Here is a 15283-nt window from a genome sequence, read left to right as displayed (position 1 = left end):
GCGGATAAAGTACTGCAGCTTGAAGGGGGAGCGAGGCGAGCGGGGCGACTCACTCGTCGAGCGCCGCCCGGAGGGCCTCGATAAGCACCGGGCCGTGGTACGGTTTGTGAACGAAGAACCTAGCACCCGCGTCGAGCGCCTTCTGCTCGTCGCGGAGGCTTGCCGACAGCATCACCACCGGGATGTCAACGGTCGCCTCGGATCGACGCAGGTCGGTCAGGGTCTCGATCCCGTTCTTGTTGGGCATCATCATGTCGAGGAAGATCGCCGAGGGGCGTTCCGAGGCGGCGAGGTCGAGGCCCTCACAGCCGTCGCAGGCCTGGATCGACTCGAAGCCCGCCGCGTCGAGCCACATGCTCACGCCCTCGCGGATGTCCTCCTCGTCGTCGACGACCAGCACGCGTTTTGTAGCGGTCATGTGGTCTTCCTTCACACGCTGAGGGAGGGGGCTTCGGCCGCGGCGCCGCACAGCGCGTCGCGGAAGTCTTCGAGGATCGTCTCCCGCCCGGACGAGGGCTCCCACGTGCGGATCGTCTCGGTGCGATACGGCGCAAGGGGGCCCGCGAATCGGTTGCGGTTCATGCGTTTGAAGTCCTTCTGCGCGCGCTCGAACCAGAGTTCCGCCTCGCTCGGCGCCACGCCGATGACGAACAGCCACCGCCCCGGCCCGTTCTCGACCAGCAGATCGTCGCGACGCAATTGACCGTGCAGGAACCCGTCGTACTCGGCAAACTGGTCGGCGGCCTCGGGCGGCGCCACGATTTCGATCAGCCGGATCGGCGAGCCGACCACGCCCGACAGGTCGAGCCAACGTTGCAACACCCCGGTAGGCTCGGCCGTGGGGAGCGTGAACTTGAACGTGCTGCCCTCGCCGGCCTTGCTCTCGACGTCGATCACGCCGAGGTTCATCCGGCAGAAGCGCTGAGCGATGCTGAGCCCCAGGCCGTAGCTCTTGCCGCTGCTGTCGGTCGACCCGCCCGACTGGTTGAACCGCTCGAAGATCTCTTGCAAGGCGTCCTCGTGGATGCCGGGGCCGTTGTCGGTGACCCCCACGAGTATCTCGTCGCGATCCGCGTCGAAACGGGCCCAGAGCCGCACCCGGCTGCCGGGGGCGGAATACTTGATGGCGTTGACCGCTAGGTTGGTGAGCACTCGCTCCGCCTTCTCGGCGTCGCAGAACGCCAGCGGCAGGTCGGCCTCGCAGTCGACCTCGAGGGCCGTTCCCCGCACCTCGGCCCGCTGCTTGAGCGTGGCGGCGGCGTGGTCCAAGATCTTGGCCAGAGCGACGGGGCGGCGCCACGCGCCCAGCAGCCCCGAGTCGAGCTTGCTCACGTCCAGCAGGTCGTCGACCATGTGGTTCAGGTCGTCGGCCCGCACGCACGCCTTGCCGAGCATCTCCTGCTGCCGCTCGTTCACCTCGCCCACCATCCCCTCGCGGATCAGGTTCATGTAGTCCTTGATCACGGTGAGGGGTGTCCGCAGGTCGTGCGACACGTTGTCGACAAACTCCTGGGCCGTTTTGTAGAGCTTCTTGAGGCGGCGGTTCTTCTTCTGCAAGAGCATGGTCTGCTCGCTGAGCAGTTCCTGGCTTTCTTGCAGCTGCGCGACCAGACCCGTGATGCGGTTCTTCGCCTCTTGGCGTTGGACCGCGTGGAAGATCGACCGCGCCAACGAGGAAGCGTTCGACTCGCCCTTGACCAGGTAGTCCTGGGCGCCCGCCTCGACCAGTTGCTGCTCGATGGCGTCGTCGTCGAGCCCGGTGAACACGATGATCGGCGTGAGCGCGCAAACCTGACGCAGGCTCTCGATCGTGTTGAATCCCGAGCTGTCGGGGACCGACAGGTCGCTGAGCACGAGGTGGTAGCCACCCAACTTGAGCTTGTCGATCGCCTCGGCGAGGGTCTCCACTCGGTCCAGCTCGAACCGCCGGCGATGGTTGTTCAGCTGGTGGGCGATCAGACGGTAGAAGTCGTGATCGTCCTCGAGGAGCAGGACCCTTATGTTCTCGTTGCGGCACATGCTAGATTTCGTCTCCCTCTTCGCAGAGTCGCAAGTCAACGTGCTGACGGATCTCGTGGACCAGATCGTCGAACAGCACCGGTTTGCTGAGGTAGCCCTCGGCCCCGGCCGCGAGCATCCGCCGCTTCAGTTGGGGGTCGCGCATGCCGGTGAGAACCACCACGGGGATGTCGCGTGTCTCGGGATTGCTCTTCAGGTAATCGATCAAGTACTCGCCGTTGCCGTTGGGCATGGCGATGTCCATCAGGATCATGTCGGGACGCGACTTGGCCGCCTCGACCACGCCCTGCATGCCGTAGTAGGCGTGGTCGACCGCCACGTCGTACACGCGCAGGCGCATCTGGATGGTCGTTTGGATGTCGGGATCGTCGTCCACGCACAGGATGTGGGGGACCCGGACTTCGGAGCTTTGGGTGGGACGGTTCTTAACGGGACGGCGTAGCTGGGTGGGAACCATGCGCATACTCTCCTTTGGGGGCGCTCGACGGCGCTGAAATTTATGAGGTGAATCAAGTGGTGCTACAGCAGAGAATCGAATAGCCGCGCTCGTGCGGCGTTCGATTGAATCGACTCGATTTTTAGAAGCAGCCTCATGGGCTGCGGGGTAAAACCCCCCTCTTCGGTCGTGAGTAGCCAATCAGAGTACGTGGTGGTATCCAACGATACGGCGACCTGCCGTAAGAAAGACTAGCTCGCCCGCGCGGGGGGAGCGGCGTCGCTGTCGTGTGGCTTGCCGAACACGGACACCCAAAAAGGAAGGCCCTGCACGCGGAGAATCGGCGGTCAGGCGAGCACTTCGCGGACCACGCGCGCCGGTTTGACGCCGGTCAGCTTTTGGTCGAGTCCCTGGAACGGCATGGTGAGCCGCTCGTGGTCGAGGCCGAGCAGGTGCAAGAGCGTGGCGTGGAAGTCGCGCACGTGGACCGGCTCGGTGACCGGTTGGTAACCGAATTCATCGGTCTCGCCGTGCGTGTAACCCGCCTTCACTCCGCCGCCGGCCATCCACAGGGTGAAGGCGTGGGGGTTGTGGTCGCGGCCGATGAATTTCATCTCCTCGCCGCCGCGGTTCTCCCGCATCGGCGTGCGGCCGAACTCGCCGCTCCAGACCACCAGCGTGTCGTCCAGCAGGCCCCGTTCTTTCAGGTCGGCCAGCAGCGCCGCGACGGGGCGGTCCATTTGCTCGCACTTGTTTTTGAACCCGCTGTTGAGCGCCTCCTCCTTGGCCGCCCCGTGCGAGTCCCAGCCCCAGTCGAACAGCTGGATGAATCGCACGTCGCGTTCCGCCAACCGGCGGGCGAGCAAGCAGTTGTTCGCCAGCGACTCCTCGCCCGGCTTCGCGCCGTACCGCTCCAGGGTCTCGGGGCTCTCGGCCGAAAGGTCCATCGCCTCGGGCGCCGCCGTTTGCATGCGGTAGGCCATTTCGTACTGGGCGATGCGGGTGAGCGTTTCGGGGTCGCCGAACGCGCTGTGCGACTCCTGGTTCAACTCGCGGAGCGCGTCGAGCAACGCACGCCGGTCGTCGCGTCCCACGCCGGCTGGGTCGGCGAGGTTCAGCACGGGGTCGCCCTTCGAGCGGCAGTGCACGCCTTGGTAGACCGAGGGCAGGAAACCGCCGCCCCACAGCGCCTTGCCAACGCGCGGCAAGCGCCCGCCCGATAGCAGGACGATGAAGCCCGGCAGGTCCTCTTGCTCCGAACCAAGGCCCCACGTGACCCACGAGCCGGTGCTCGGGTAGCCGATCCTCGGCTGGCCGGTTTGAACCATCAGCTGCGCCGGGCCGTGGTTGAACTGGTCGGTCTGCATCGTCTTGATGATGCAGAGGTCGTCGGCGTGCTGGGCGAGGTGGGGCAGTCGGTCGCTCACCCAGGCGCCGCTCTGGCCGCGCCGCGCGAAATCGAACTGCGGGCCGAGCAGCTTGGGGGTTCCCTGGATGAACGCGAAGCGGTTCCCCTCGAGGTATTCCTGCGGGCACTCCTGGCCGTCGAAACGGGCGAGCGTGGGCTTGTAATCGAACAGCTCGAGTTGGCTGGGAGCGCCGATCATGTGCAGGTAGATCACCCGCTTCGCGCGCTGCGTGGGCGGCGGGGTAGAAGCGGCGCCGGCGCCCGAGGCAAGCGCGGCGCCTTGCTGGAGCGCGAGCCAGATCGCCCCCATGCCGGTCGTGCAGCTTCCGAGGAACTGCCGCCTTGTTGTGTGCTCCAGGCCCGCGCGGTAAAGCTCGTTTCGCAGCGTGTCGTTGGTCATCGCCATGGCGGTGGGTTACTACAAAAGGCGTGAGGAATCACGGAGTAGAGATGGCGCTAGAATCGGGCGTCAACTCCGTGTTGGCTGACAGTGCGTTTCAACTGGCATGGGACTAATTCGTTAAGAACTCGTCGTGGTTGAGCAGCACCAAGGCGGCTGCTCCCAGACCGTCGCCGGCGGCTCCTTGCTCGGTGTCGCGTTGGCACAGTGCACGCACCACACGCAGCTCGCTGTCGGTCGGCGGGCGGCACAGGGCGAGTTCAAAACCGCGGGCGATCTGCGCGTCGAGCCCGCTCGCGTCGCTACGCATCCGCTCGGCTAGCGCCGCGGCGCACTCGAGCATGCTCTCGCTGTTGAGCATCTCGAGCGCTTGCAGCGGGGTGTTGGAACGCAGGCGTCGCGGCGTGCAGAACTCGCGCGACGGCTGGTCGAACGCCGCGAACATCGGGTAGGGGATGCTGCGTTTGGCGTAGGTGTAGAGCGAACGCCGGTAACGCGAGGGGTCGCCCGGCTTGGCGTTGGGCCACGGGTCTCGGTTGAACGGCCGCCAAACCCCCTCGGGGATCGGCGGCCTGACGGGAGGCCCGCCGAGGGTCTCGTCCAAGAGACCCGCCACGGCCAACGCCTGGTCACGCACCGTTTCGGCTGGCAGCCGGGTGCGCGGGCCGCGACCGATCAGCCGGTTGGCGGGGTCGCGCTCGCGGAGCCCCTCGGGCGCCACGGCGGTTTGGCGGTAAGCGCCCGACAGGGCGATCTCCTTGAGCAGCCGCTTGGTGCTCCAAGCGAAATCGTCTTGGAACCGCACCGCCAAATGGTCGAGCAACTCGGGGTGCGAAGGCGCCTCGCCTGAGGAACCGAAGTCTTCTTCCGTCGCCACGAGTCCCACGCCGAACATCCGCGCCCAGTAGCGATTGACCGCCACCCGCGCCGTGAGCGGGTTCTCGTCGCTGGCGATCCAGCGGGCGAGGTCGAGCCGATCTGGCTCGCCGCCGTCGCTTGGAGGCAGCGGGGGCAACGATTCGGGAACCCCGGCCGTGACGCGCTCGCCCTTGTCGAGGAACAAGCCGCGCAGGAAAACGTGCGTCGGTCGCGCCAGCCGCTCCGGCCGCTCGCGCAGCACGGGGGTGGCGACCGACTCGATCGAACGCCGCTCTTTGCGCAGCGACTTGATGAGCTCTTCGGTCGCCAGTGATTCGGGGGATCGGATCATCTCGTTGAGCGAGGCGTCAGCGGTCACATCCACGCGGCCCCGCTTCGAAACGAGGCTGAAGGCCGACGAGATGAACTTGCGGTGCTTGAGCCGCACCCACAGGCTCGCGCCGGGCGGCACGGTCACGGGCTCTTCGAGGACCAGCGCCGCGCAGCGGGCGTGGTGGATCCGTGTGTAGGCGCCGAATCCGTTGCCCGACTTCGGCTGAAGGCTCTCGGCGGGGTTGTAGACGGGGCGCCACTCGTCCGGCACGACCGCCTTGATTGCGAGCGGCTGTTTCGTGGGCCCGCCATCTTCGGCTTCGACTGCGCCGTCACGATTACCATCTTCACCGGGGATGCGCAGCTCGGCTTCGACGTAGGACCAAACAAACCCCCACTCCGAATCGCTCAGCGCTTTCTCCGGGTCGAGAGGCAGGACCGTCACGCGGATCGCGGCGAGTTGCTCCAGGTCTTGCGGCAACGGCGCCTCGACGGCGATGTCGGTGTTGCGCGCGACTTTGTCGATGGTGTAGAACTCTTCCTGGCCCGCCCGCCGCTCGACCGCCACCCGGGTTCCCTTGCTCGCCTCGACCCGGAGCCCCTCGAGCGGCGTCCAGCGCGAGTCGTCCAGCAGCACCTCGCTGCGCGGCTGCCAGAGCGCCTCACGCTCGGCGTCGATCCGCCGGTCGAGTTCGACGGCCCGCGCGTCGTCGGCCGGGTCGACCGGCGCCCGGTAGAGCGGCAACTCCTCGGGCAGGTCGCAGTCGGCCGTGTTGTTGAAGAACGCCACGAAGCGGTAGAACTCCTCGTGACGGATCGGGTCGTACGGGTGGCTGTGGCACTGCACGCAGCCGAACGTCACTCCTTGCCACGTCTGCCAAGTGGTGCTCACCCGGTCGAGCACCGCGGCGATGCGGAACTCTTCGTCGTCGGTCCCGCCCTCCTCGTTGGTCTGGGTGAGCCGCTGGCAGGCCGTGGCCACCAGGTCGCCCGCCGTGGCGTTGGGGAGCAAGTCGCCCGCGATCTGCTTGATCGTGAACTCGTCGTAAGGCATGTCGCTGTTTAGGGCGTCGACGACCCAGTCGCGGTATTTCCAGATGGTGCGTGGGTTGTCCATCCCCAGGCCCTTCGAGTCGGCGTAACGCACCTGGTCGAGCCAAACGCTCGCCCACCGTTCGCCGTAATGGGGCGAAGCGAGCAGGCGGTCGACAGCGCGCTCGTAAGCCTCCTCGCCAAGCTCGCGACACTCGCTGCGAAAGCGGGCGATCTCTTCCGGCGACGGCGGCAGGCCGACCAGATCGAGGCTCACCCGGCGCAGCCAACGCGTGGGGTCCGCTGCCGGCGAGGGGCCAAGGCCCTCCCGTTCCAGCCGGGCGAGCACGAAGCGGTCCAGCGGCCGACGGGCCCAGCCGGGCGATTCGACTGCGGGCAGCGGCGGGGCGATCGGCGCCTCGTAGGCCCAGTGCTCACGCCACTCGGCGCCTTGGGCGATCCAGTCGCGGAGCAGTCCGACCTCGCGTTCCGAGAGCGCAGGCCCATGCTCGGGGGGCGGCATGCGGTACTCGGGGTCTTCTTCGAGAACGCGGTCGATCAGCACCGACGCGTCGGGGTCGCCCGGCTCGACGATCCAGCCCTCGGGCGGCAGCACCTGGCTGGCGTAGGCGAACGAGATCTCGCCCGCCTGCTTCACCCCGCCGTGGCACGCGGCGCACTGACCGACGAAGATCGGCCGGATGTCGCGGTTGAAGTCGATCTTCTCCGCTTGGTCGGCGCGGACGTTCCCTAGGCAGGCGACGAACGATAGACAGATCGATAGTAGCAGAGGAGAAACGCGCACGACCAACGCCCAGAAAAGGAAACAGGTAGCCCCCGCCGCGCAGCGGAGACCAGCCACTATTCTAGGCCGAAAGGGGGGGGAATACGACTAGCTAAAAAATCCGCTTGCTCGGCAGCGCTTCCGTTGCGTTTCAAGCGACATGACTGGAGTTATGTGATCCTCAGTTGCACTACGAACGGACGTAACTACCGGCTGCCAGCCCGCGGTAGCGTGTGGTGCTATGCCCGATCATCGCGAAGAAGAGTGGGAACACAAGAAACAAACCAACGGCATACAGGTCAGTCTTACCGAACCACATCGCCAAGCCGCTTACGACGCGCCACAAGACCACGAGATTGACGAGAGGAACGAAGAGCAGCACGACCCACCAGCCGGGCTTGCCGGCGATCTTGCAGATCAGATACGCATTGAGCAGCGGCACGAGGGCGAACCATCCCGGCAGACCCGCCTTACCAAAAACCTTCCACGCACCAGCAAGGCAATAGAGAGCAATGCCCAGCAAGACTCCGCAGAACAGGGCCGTAACGATGACGGCTGCGACTTGATCTCCGCCTTGCATTGGTAGGGTTCCTGTGTGACCTGTGCAATTGATTAACCCACGTCGCCCAGCTCCAGCGACTCGCCGTAGCGGCGCAGCATCTGCCGGCGCAGCGCGTGGTGCCGTTCGTCTTTGAGCCCCGGGTCGGCGGCGAACAGCTTGGCGGCCGCCGCGCGGGCCTCGAGCAGCTCCGCGAGGTTGAGCCTCAGGTCGGCCATGCGCAGCGGCGGCAGGCCGCTCTGGCGGTCGCCGAACAGGTCGCCGGGGCCGCGCAGCTCGAAGTCGAGCTCCGCCAGCTTGAATCCGTCGGTCGTCTCGGCGAACGCCTTGAGCCGCTCGGCGGCCTTGTCGCCCACTTCCTCTTCGAGCAGCAGCCCGCAGGCGCCGGGGAACGATCCCCGGCCGACCCGGCCGCGCAGCTGGTGCAGCTGGCTGAGACCGAACCGTTCGGGCGAGGCGACGGTCATCACCGCCGCGTTGGGCACGTCGACGCCGACCTCGATCACGGTGGTGCTCACGAGCACCTGGGTTTCGCCCGTGCGGAAGGCCTCCATGACGGACTCCTTTTCGGCGGCCGCCATGCGGCCGTGCAACAGCGCCACGCGGTACGCCTCCAACTCGCCGTTGGTCAGCGCCTCGTACGCCTCCTGCACGCTCGTCGCGGAGAGCGTCGCCGACTCGTCGACCAGCGGCGTGACGACAAAAGCCTGGCGGCCCTCGTCCAGGCGCCCCCGGACAAAGCCCCACCACTCGTCGCGCTTCGTCGGCTCGACCAGGTAAGTGCGGATCGGCGCCCGGCCGGGGGGCGTCTCGCGGATGGTCGACACGTCCAGGTCGCCGAACTGCGTCATGCTCATCGTGCGTGGGATCGGCGTGGCGGTCATCACCAGGAAGTGGGGCGAGCGCTCGCCGCTGCGCAGCTTGGCCCGCTGCCGCACGCCGAACTTGTGCTGTTCGTCGACCACGGCGAGGCCGAGCTTGGCGAACGCGACCGACTCTTCGAGCACCGCGTGGGTGCCGATCACCGCGTCGATCTCGCCGGCGGCGAGGCCGCGCTTCACGTCGGCCTTCTCGGCGTCGGTCATGCCGCCCACCAGGAGCCGCCAATTCACGCGGCTCTGGGCCAGCAGTTTTTCGAGGGTCAGTCCGTGCTGGCGGGCGAGCACCTCGGTCGGCGCCACCAGCGCCGCCTGCCAGCCGTGCGTGACACACATCAGCATGGCGTAGAGTGCGACCACGGTCTTGCCGCTGCCGACGTCGCCCTGCAGCAGGCGGTTCATCGGCGTGGAGCTCGCCATATCGGCCGCCACGGCGGTGATCGCCGCGCGCTGGTCGCCCGTGAGGTCGAACGGCAGCAGCCGCGTGATGCGGGCGTCGACCCGGGCGTCGGCCGGCAGCTCGGGCGCCTTGAAGCCGACACGCTGCTGCAAGCGTCGCGCCGCGAGCGCGAGCTGCAACACGAGCAGTTCCTGGAAGACGAACCGCCGCACGGCGTCGTCGCGCTGCTTCTCGTCCGCGGGGCGGTGGACCCAGCGCAGGGCGTCGGCCAGCGGCATGAGGTCGTAGTCGGACCGCAGGTCATCGGGCAGCACCTCCTCGGGCGCCGATGCCAGCGCCGTGACCACGTCGCCGACGATCCGCCGCATGTGGTACAGCGTCATCCCCTCGGTGAGCGAGTAGACGGGGAGCAGCCCCTCCTCGGCGCTGTTAGCAGGATCGCCATCGAGGTACGCCACCCGCGGGTGGGCCATCTCCCAGCGGTGGCCTTGCAGACGCGGCTTGCCGGAGAACTGCACCCGCTGCCCCACCTTGAACTTGTCGCGCATGAACGCCTGGTTGAACCAGGTGGCCCGCAGGGCGTCCGACTCGTCGCGGATGACCACGCCGACTCGCGACCTGCCGAACCCGCCGCGCGAGTCGATGTCGGTCACCTCGCCTTGCACGGTCTGCGGGAGGTCGGCCTCGAGCTCGGCGATCGGCCGCAGGTCGGAAAAATCTTCGTACCCCCGCGGGAACAGGAACAGCAGGTCTTGGGCGTAGTGCAGCCCCATCTTGGCCAAGCAGCGCGCTTGGGCCGGCTTAACGCCGGGCAGTTCGGCGACGGGCGTGTGTAGCGTAACGGACATGCCCGGCAGTATAGAGGAGAGAGGTCGGAGGTCAGAGGTCAGGGGGGGATAGCCGACGAGCTACGCTCGTCGGGCTGGGCCTGTCTATTCAGTGAATCCACCTCACGACCCTGACCAGGCCATCAAACTCCTCGGATGCGAATGCTTCGGTCATCCAATCTTGAACCCGATCGGCTGAACGGCCGCCAGAGCCAGATCCAATCAGCGGGAACGCGATAGAATGAAAGCCCTTTGTTCTCGCTATCCCGAGGGCGTTTCGAAGGGATTCCTTGACGGAGAATTCGCTCGCTTGCCAAAGCATATTGATTCCGGCGACATGAATAATGCCTGAGTGGGGCAGCCGCCCAGCGCTAGTGAAGCGAGCTCCGCCCAAAGGCAGTGCTCCGGTCTTACCGATCTCACGGAAGGGAGCGATCCCGGCTCGCCGCTTGATCGCGCCTGATACTCCTTGGGGCAACAACAACCACCAAGGGATGATATTGCGATTCCATGGATTGACGATCACATCGACGTCTTGATCGAGTAAGTCGCCTTCGACGAATTCGAGTTTCATGGTTGATAAGCCGACCTCCGACGAGCGTAGCTCGTCGGCTATTCCCCTGCCTCCTGACCTCCGACCTCACACCTCTCTCCACTCACAGATACTTCTGATAAGCCGCCACGGCCAATTCATCGACGCGGTCGTTCTCGGCGTGGCCGCTGTGGCCGGCCACACGGGTGTACTTGACCGTGTGCTTGGCGGCGAGCTCGTCGAGCTTCTGCCACAGGTCGACGTTCTTCACCTCGGCCCAGCGGCCCTTCTCCTTGCGGCGCCAGCCGTTGGCCTTCCACTTGGGCATCCACTCGCTGAGGCCCTTGCCGACGTAAACGCTGTCGGTGAACAGCTCGACGCGGGTCGGCCGCGTGAGCGCCGTGAGGCCCTCGACCACGGCCGAGAGCTCCATGCGGTTGTTCGTGGTGAGCTCCTCGCCGCCGGAGGCCTCGGTCTGCTTGCCCGAATCGGGGTGACGCAGCAGGTAGGCCCAGCCGCCGGGGCCCGGGTTGCCGCTGCAACCGCCGTCGGTGTAGAGGTGGACTTCGATCACGATCCGGTCTGCTCCGCCAGGTAGAGATCCATCAACTTACGAAGGGCACAAAGATAACAAGAAAGCGTGTTCGTGTCCCTCGTGCTTCGGCGGTCGCAATCAGTTCGCGGGGGAAGTGGTAGCCGAGAGGGCGGGCGAATTGGGCCGGGTCAGCTCGGCGACGCCCTTCTCGAGCTCCGCGTCGAGATTCGTCGTCCGCTCCAATCGCCACGGCAGCACCACCGTGAAGGTCGACCCCTTGCCGCTCACGCTGCGCAGCGACACCTCGCCGCCGAGCAGGCGGCAGATCTCGCGGACGATCGACAGGCCGAGGCCGGTGCCCGAGTGCTCACGCGTCATCGCATCGCCGCGCGGGGCGGCCGAGGCGCCCTGACGGAACTTCTCGAAGACCACGACTTGGTCTTCTTCGCCGATACCGATGCCGGTGTCCTCGACCTCCAGCACGAGGCTCTCGGCCACACCGCCCGGCTCGGCGAGCCCCTCACAGCCGACGCGGACCATGATCCGCCCCCCCTCGGGCGTGAACTTGATGGCGTTCGACAGCAGGTTGTTGAGCACCTGCTGGAGCTTGGCCTGATCCTGGCGCATGGGCGGCAGGCCCGCCTGGATGGTGAGCTCCAGGTCGATGTTCTTGCGTTCGCTCAGCGGCCGGGCCAGGTCGCACTGGGCGCCCACGACGTGGTCGACGCGGAACTCCACCGGGCGGACGTCCATCTTGCCGCTCTCCATCTTGGCCAGGTCCAAGATGTCGTTGATCATCTCGAGCAGCATCTTGCCGCTCCGCTGGATGTTGCCCACGTAGCGACGCTGCTTGTCGTCGAGCGATTCGATCGTCGAGAGCACGTCGGAGAAGCCCAGGATGCTGTTGAGCGGCGTGCGCAGCTCGTGGCTCATCGTGGCGAGGAAGTCGCTCTTCAGGCGGTTCATCTCGAACAGCCGCATGTTGGCCTGGGCCAGCTGGTCGATCTTGCCGTCGAGCTCGCCGTTGACCTCCTGCAGGGCGTCCTGCTGGCGCAGCAGGCGCCGCAGCATGCGGTTGAACGCGGCGGCCAGCTCCTCGAACTCGTCGCCGGTGTGGATCTCGGCCCGCTGGGCGATGTCGCCTTCGCGCACGGCGTTGGCCACGTCCCGCAGGTGCTGCACCGGCTTGACGATCACGTAGCGGACGATGAAGTAGAGCAAGAACATCGACAGGAAGCCGATCACCGCGGCCACGGCCCACATCAGCGCCTCGCTGCGGGCGAGCTCGGTGCGGGTGTCTTGCTGGTCGATTTCCACGCGCACGACGGCCATCAAGTCGTCCTGCTGTAGGCTCTTCAGGTTGCCCATCACGTTGTGGCAGTTGACGCAATTGGCCCCGGCGTAAACCGGCTGGTAGAAGCGGTAGACCTGCTTGCCGTCGACCTCGACGATCTGCTCGGCAAACGACTTGGGCTGCTCCGCGTACAGCCCGCCTTCCGCGTCGAGCGCTTCATCGACGGCCGCGGGCGTATCGCCCCCCTCGCGTTCGGCCCAGCGGTTGAGGTACTCCCACTCGTAGGGGTGCTGCGGCGGGCTCTTGCCTTGGGGGTTCTTTACCGGGTCTTGCGGCAAGATGGCGTACGACTCGAAGGCGCGCCCCAGCTCGCGGCTCGAGCCGAGCAGTTTGTCTAAGAACCGGCGCCAGTCGGCGTCTTCCAGATCGACCGGCGTGTCGCCGCCGCTCGCCTCGGGCGCCTCCCAGAACACCGTGAAGTGCGATTCGAGCCAGGCCGTGCGCACCAGCTCCGGGCCGGTCTTGCGGTCGCTGTCGTACACGACCTCGCGCATCCGCTGGCCGTACCAGTAGAAGCTGAGGAAGAGCAGCACGCCGAGCGAGATGCCGAACCACCAGCGGCACTTGCGCTCGAGGCTGGTCTCACCGAGGACGCGTTTGAAGCCTTTGTAGGACACGGCGTGGAGCGGGGAGACGGCGGAACGAGTGGGCAAGGTGGCGAGAGGGGTTCTCCCCGCCGCCGCACCTCGATTCTACGGCGCCCGGCCTCTCAACTCCAACGTGGGACCTGTTCCTCCCATCCGGTCTCGGGGGGGAGGGGCAGCCGCCATGCGGTGCGAAGGTCGATTTACCGCTGCGGCTTCACCACGCGCCGATCTGGCCGGTGCATTCGGCGTAGGCGCCGGCAGCCAGAGCGAGGATGCCAAGCGTCGTGACCAGGGGCGCCCCGACCACGCCGCCCACGGCGGCTACGGCGACACCGACCACCACCGAGCGCCGGCCGATGATCCGCAACCGTCGGCGGAGGTTGCGTGCGCGTGTGGATTGCCTCGCCAAGAACTGCGCCGTGGAGAAGGTCGTCGGCGAAGACGGGGGGGACGAGGTGGCCGCAGGCGTTTGCGTCGACAGGGGATTCCGTTCCATCGCTTTGGCTCCATAAGAAGAGAAGGGGGAGCGCCCTCCCCCGTCCCGCGCCCGAGCGAGGCGGCCGAGAGGGTCTTGTCGAGCGAGCAGAGGCCAAGCCCACCGGCTGCAAGAGGCCAGCTCCTTCGCTTGAGAATTCACTCTACGCGCAGAGAGGCGAGCGACCAACGCCGATCGAAGCCCGCGCAAGGATTTTTTGAGGATTCATCGGTTAGCGCGCGAAACTTTGCGGGCGGCCGAGCGGCGCCAGCTTCGCTGCTAGCGAGAAATTGATGCGCGTCGATTCGAAGCCTTGGCTTCCTGTGATCACCGCTTCAAGCGCAATAACAAGGTGGCGGGGTTAACCCTCGTCAAGCTAGCTCGGCTTTTGCCGCTTGTACTTTGTACTGCGGTTAAGAGTTGCTCCATAGCCAGACGTCTCACCAACGTATGCAGGACCGCTCGCTCGGACTTGCCGCGTGGAGCGTGTCTGTTGGTGTTGTTGGCAGTTGCGGGCAGAGCGCACCGCGATCCACTACGTCCGCCACAAACAGAAGACCGCGCTGCTAACCTGGCCCCACCCCAGCGAGCCGCCGGCGTGAGCCGGCGGTGGGTTTCCGGCGCGTCGGAGTCTCCACCGGCGCCTAAACCACCGGCGGCTTACGCCGCCGGCTCGCCCCCGCGGCGCGCACAAAAAAAGCCGCCGGCCCCCCAAGGGGGAGCCGGCGGCTGGTCGTATCGCTTAAACTCTTACGCGGTCGCTCAGTAGTTGAGGATCGCGTCGATGCCGAACTTCCACTCGTTGTACTGGTCGGCCGTGAAGGCGCCGCCAGCCAGGTTCGTGGCGGCCGCGTCCGAGGCGGTCCAGTCGTAGCGGACCTCCGGACGAATCACCAGGTTGGCGTGCGGCTTGTAGTTCAGGCCGAACGTCATTTCCTGGTAGCTGAAGCCGTCCGTCTTCCACCACTCGATACGCGAGCCAACCGCCACGCAGTCGCTCATCGTGTAGAACAAGTACTGGTTGACGCCGATCTGGTCGTTGGCGCCGATCGTGCGGGTGTCGTTGTCGATCCCCACGTAATCGCTCTGCAGCACGTAGTTGAGGTTGTCGCTCAGGGCCACGTCGAACACCAGGCTGTGGCTGTAGCCGGTCCCCTTCGGGGCGTTGATGCCGTTGCCGCCACGCGAGCGGGAGCCGAAGTCGCCGGCCGTCGCGATGTACGTGAAGGCGATGTCGTCCGTCAGGCTGGTGCTGAAACCACCCAGGAACGAGCTGCCGTCGCCGTACTGATCGAAGCCCGTGTCCCAGCCGAGCGTCCAGCCGGCGTAAACCTCGACGTCTTCGAACCCACCGTAGGTGGCCAGGGCGCCGGTGTGGGTGAACGGCTCGCTGTTGAACATCGTCAACGCGTGGCTGTAGAAGAAGTTGTCCGGGGCGGTAACCACTTCGTAGCCGATCAGCGTGTAGAAGTGACCAGCCTTCACCGACCAGTCGCCCCAGGCGAGCTCACCGTAGAGCTGGGGAAGGGCCCAGCCGTAGCCGCCGCCGTTGTCCCAACCGTTGGCGAAGTCCCAGGTGCCGCCCGGGTTGCCGAACGACTGCGTCTTGGCCGCGTCGGTGCCGTACATCAGGTCCATGCGGAAGCCCCAGTCCATGCCGCAGCACGGCGCCTCGGCGACCTTCTCGAGCCAGAACCACTGCTGGTGCAGGTTCAGGCGGTCCGGGTGGTCGTTGAACGACAACGCGTCGTTGTCGGCGAACGAGGCCCGGGCGCGGTCGCTGTGGTAACCGATCTGGGTCCACATGCCGAAGTCCCAAGGCGAGCAGCTGCTGAGCAGCTCGTCACGCAGACGGAACGGCTCGCC

At 66.3% G+C, this 15283-nt stretch carries 12 protein-coding genes; all 12 read right to left on the bottom strand.

The window, feature by feature from the left end; genetic code table 11:
• Positions 1–49: 49 nt before the first annotated feature.
• The gene (locus Mal64_RS06180) at positions 50–418 is read right to left on the bottom strand and encodes a response regulator (RefSeq protein ID WP_146398095.1); all 369 of its coding nucleotides are present in this window, start codon (positions 416–418) and stop codon (positions 50–52) included.
• A gap of 11 nt (positions 419–429) precedes the next feature.
• Positions 430–2019, bottom strand: coding sequence for an ATP-binding response regulator (locus tag Mal64_RS06175; protein ID WP_146398093.1), 1590 nt, complete (start codon positions 2017–2019; stop codon positions 430–432).
• A 1-nt stretch (position 2020) separates the two neighbouring features.
• Complete coding sequence (locus Mal64_RS06170) at positions 2021–2476, bottom strand: response regulator (protein WP_197525499.1); 456 nt, start codon at positions 2474–2476, stop codon at positions 2021–2023.
• A gap of 326 nt (positions 2477–2802) precedes the next feature.
• Positions 2803–4263 (bottom strand): DUF1501 domain-containing protein, encoded by a 1461-nt coding sequence (locus tag Mal64_RS06165; protein WP_146398768.1) that lies wholly within the window; start codon positions 4261–4263, stop codon positions 2803–2805.
• A 112-nt stretch (positions 4264–4375) separates the two neighbouring features.
• Positions 4376–7291 carry a DUF1553 domain-containing protein gene (locus Mal64_RS06160; RefSeq protein WP_197525498.1) on the bottom strand — a complete coding sequence of 972 codons (2916 nt, stop codon included), beginning with the start codon at positions 7289–7291 and terminating at the stop codon, positions 4376–4378.
• A gap of 169 nt (positions 7292–7460) precedes the next feature.
• On the bottom strand, positions 7461–7850 hold the full coding sequence (locus tag Mal64_RS06155; RefSeq protein WP_146398089.1) for a DUF5684 domain-containing protein: 390 nt from the start codon (positions 7848–7850) through the stop codon (positions 7461–7463).
• Positions 7851–7882: 32 nt separating this feature from the next.
• Complete coding sequence (gene recG / locus Mal64_RS06150) at positions 7883–9955, bottom strand: ATP-dependent DNA helicase RecG (RefSeq protein ID WP_146398087.1); 2073 nt, start codon at positions 9953–9955, stop codon at positions 7883–7885.
• Between the two features lie 88 nt (positions 9956–10043).
• Entirely contained in the window at positions 10044–10508 is a 465-nt protein-coding gene (locus tag Mal64_RS06145) for a macro domain-containing protein (protein WP_146398085.1), read from the bottom strand.
• An 82-nt stretch (positions 10509–10590) separates the two neighbouring features.
• Positions 10591–11040, bottom strand: coding sequence for a ribonuclease HI (rnhA, locus tag Mal64_RS06140; RefSeq protein WP_146398083.1), 450 nt, complete (start codon positions 11038–11040; stop codon positions 10591–10593).
• A 99-nt stretch (positions 11041–11139) separates the two neighbouring features.
• Positions 11140–13008: a sensor histidine kinase gene (locus tag Mal64_RS06135; RefSeq protein WP_197525497.1), complete on the bottom strand. Its 1869-nt coding sequence runs from the start codon at positions 13006–13008 to the stop codon at positions 11140–11142.
• Positions 13009–13156: 148 nt separating this feature from the next.
• Positions 13157–13438: a hypothetical protein gene (locus Mal64_RS06130; protein ID WP_146398081.1), complete on the bottom strand. Its 282-nt coding sequence runs from the start codon at positions 13436–13438 to the stop codon at positions 13157–13159.
• 741 nt (positions 13439–14179) lie between these two features.
• Positions 14180–15283, bottom strand: a 1104-nt coding sequence (locus tag Mal64_RS06125; protein ID WP_197525496.1) for an outer membrane beta-barrel protein, incomplete at its 5' end; no start/stop codon positions are given.

This window comes from Pseudobythopirellula maris (genome assembly GCF_007859945.1).
Taxonomy (GTDB): Bacteria; Planctomycetota; Planctomycetia; order Pirellulales; family Lacipirellulaceae; genus Pseudobythopirellula; species Pseudobythopirellula maris.
This window is presented reverse-complemented; position numbering and strand designations above follow the sequence as displayed.

Bases quoted from the DNA above. Each gene is read 5' to 3' on its own strand.
- Mal64_RS06180 (WP_146398095.1), bottom strand. From the start codon at position 418: ATGACCGCTACAAAACGCGTGCTGGTCGTCGACGACGAGGAGGACATC.
- Mal64_RS06175 (WP_146398093.1), bottom strand. From the start codon at position 2,019: ATGTGCCGCAACGAGAACATAAGGGTCCTGCTCCTCGAGGACGATCAC.
- Mal64_RS06170 (WP_197525499.1), bottom strand. From the start codon at position 2,476: ATGGTTCCCACCCAGCTACGCCGTCCCGTTAAGAACCGTCCCACCCAA.
- Mal64_RS06165 (WP_146398768.1), bottom strand. From the start codon at position 4,263: ATGACCAACGACACGCTGCGAAACGAGCTTTACCGCGCGGGCCTGGAG.
- Mal64_RS06155 (WP_146398089.1), bottom strand. From the start codon at position 7,850: ATGCAAGGCGGAGATCAAGTCGCAGCCGTCATCGTTACGGCCCTGTTC.
- recG (WP_146398087.1), bottom strand. From the start codon at position 9,955: ATGTCCGTTACGCTACACACGCCCGTCGCCGAACTGCCCGGCGTTAAG.
- Mal64_RS06145 (WP_146398085.1), bottom strand. From the start codon at position 10,508: ATGAAACTCGAATTCGTCGAAGGCGACTTACTCGATCAAGACGTCGAT.
- Mal64_RS06130 (WP_146398081.1), bottom strand. From the start codon at position 13,438: ATGGAACGGAATCCCCTGTCGACGCAAACGCCTGCGGCCACCTCGTCC.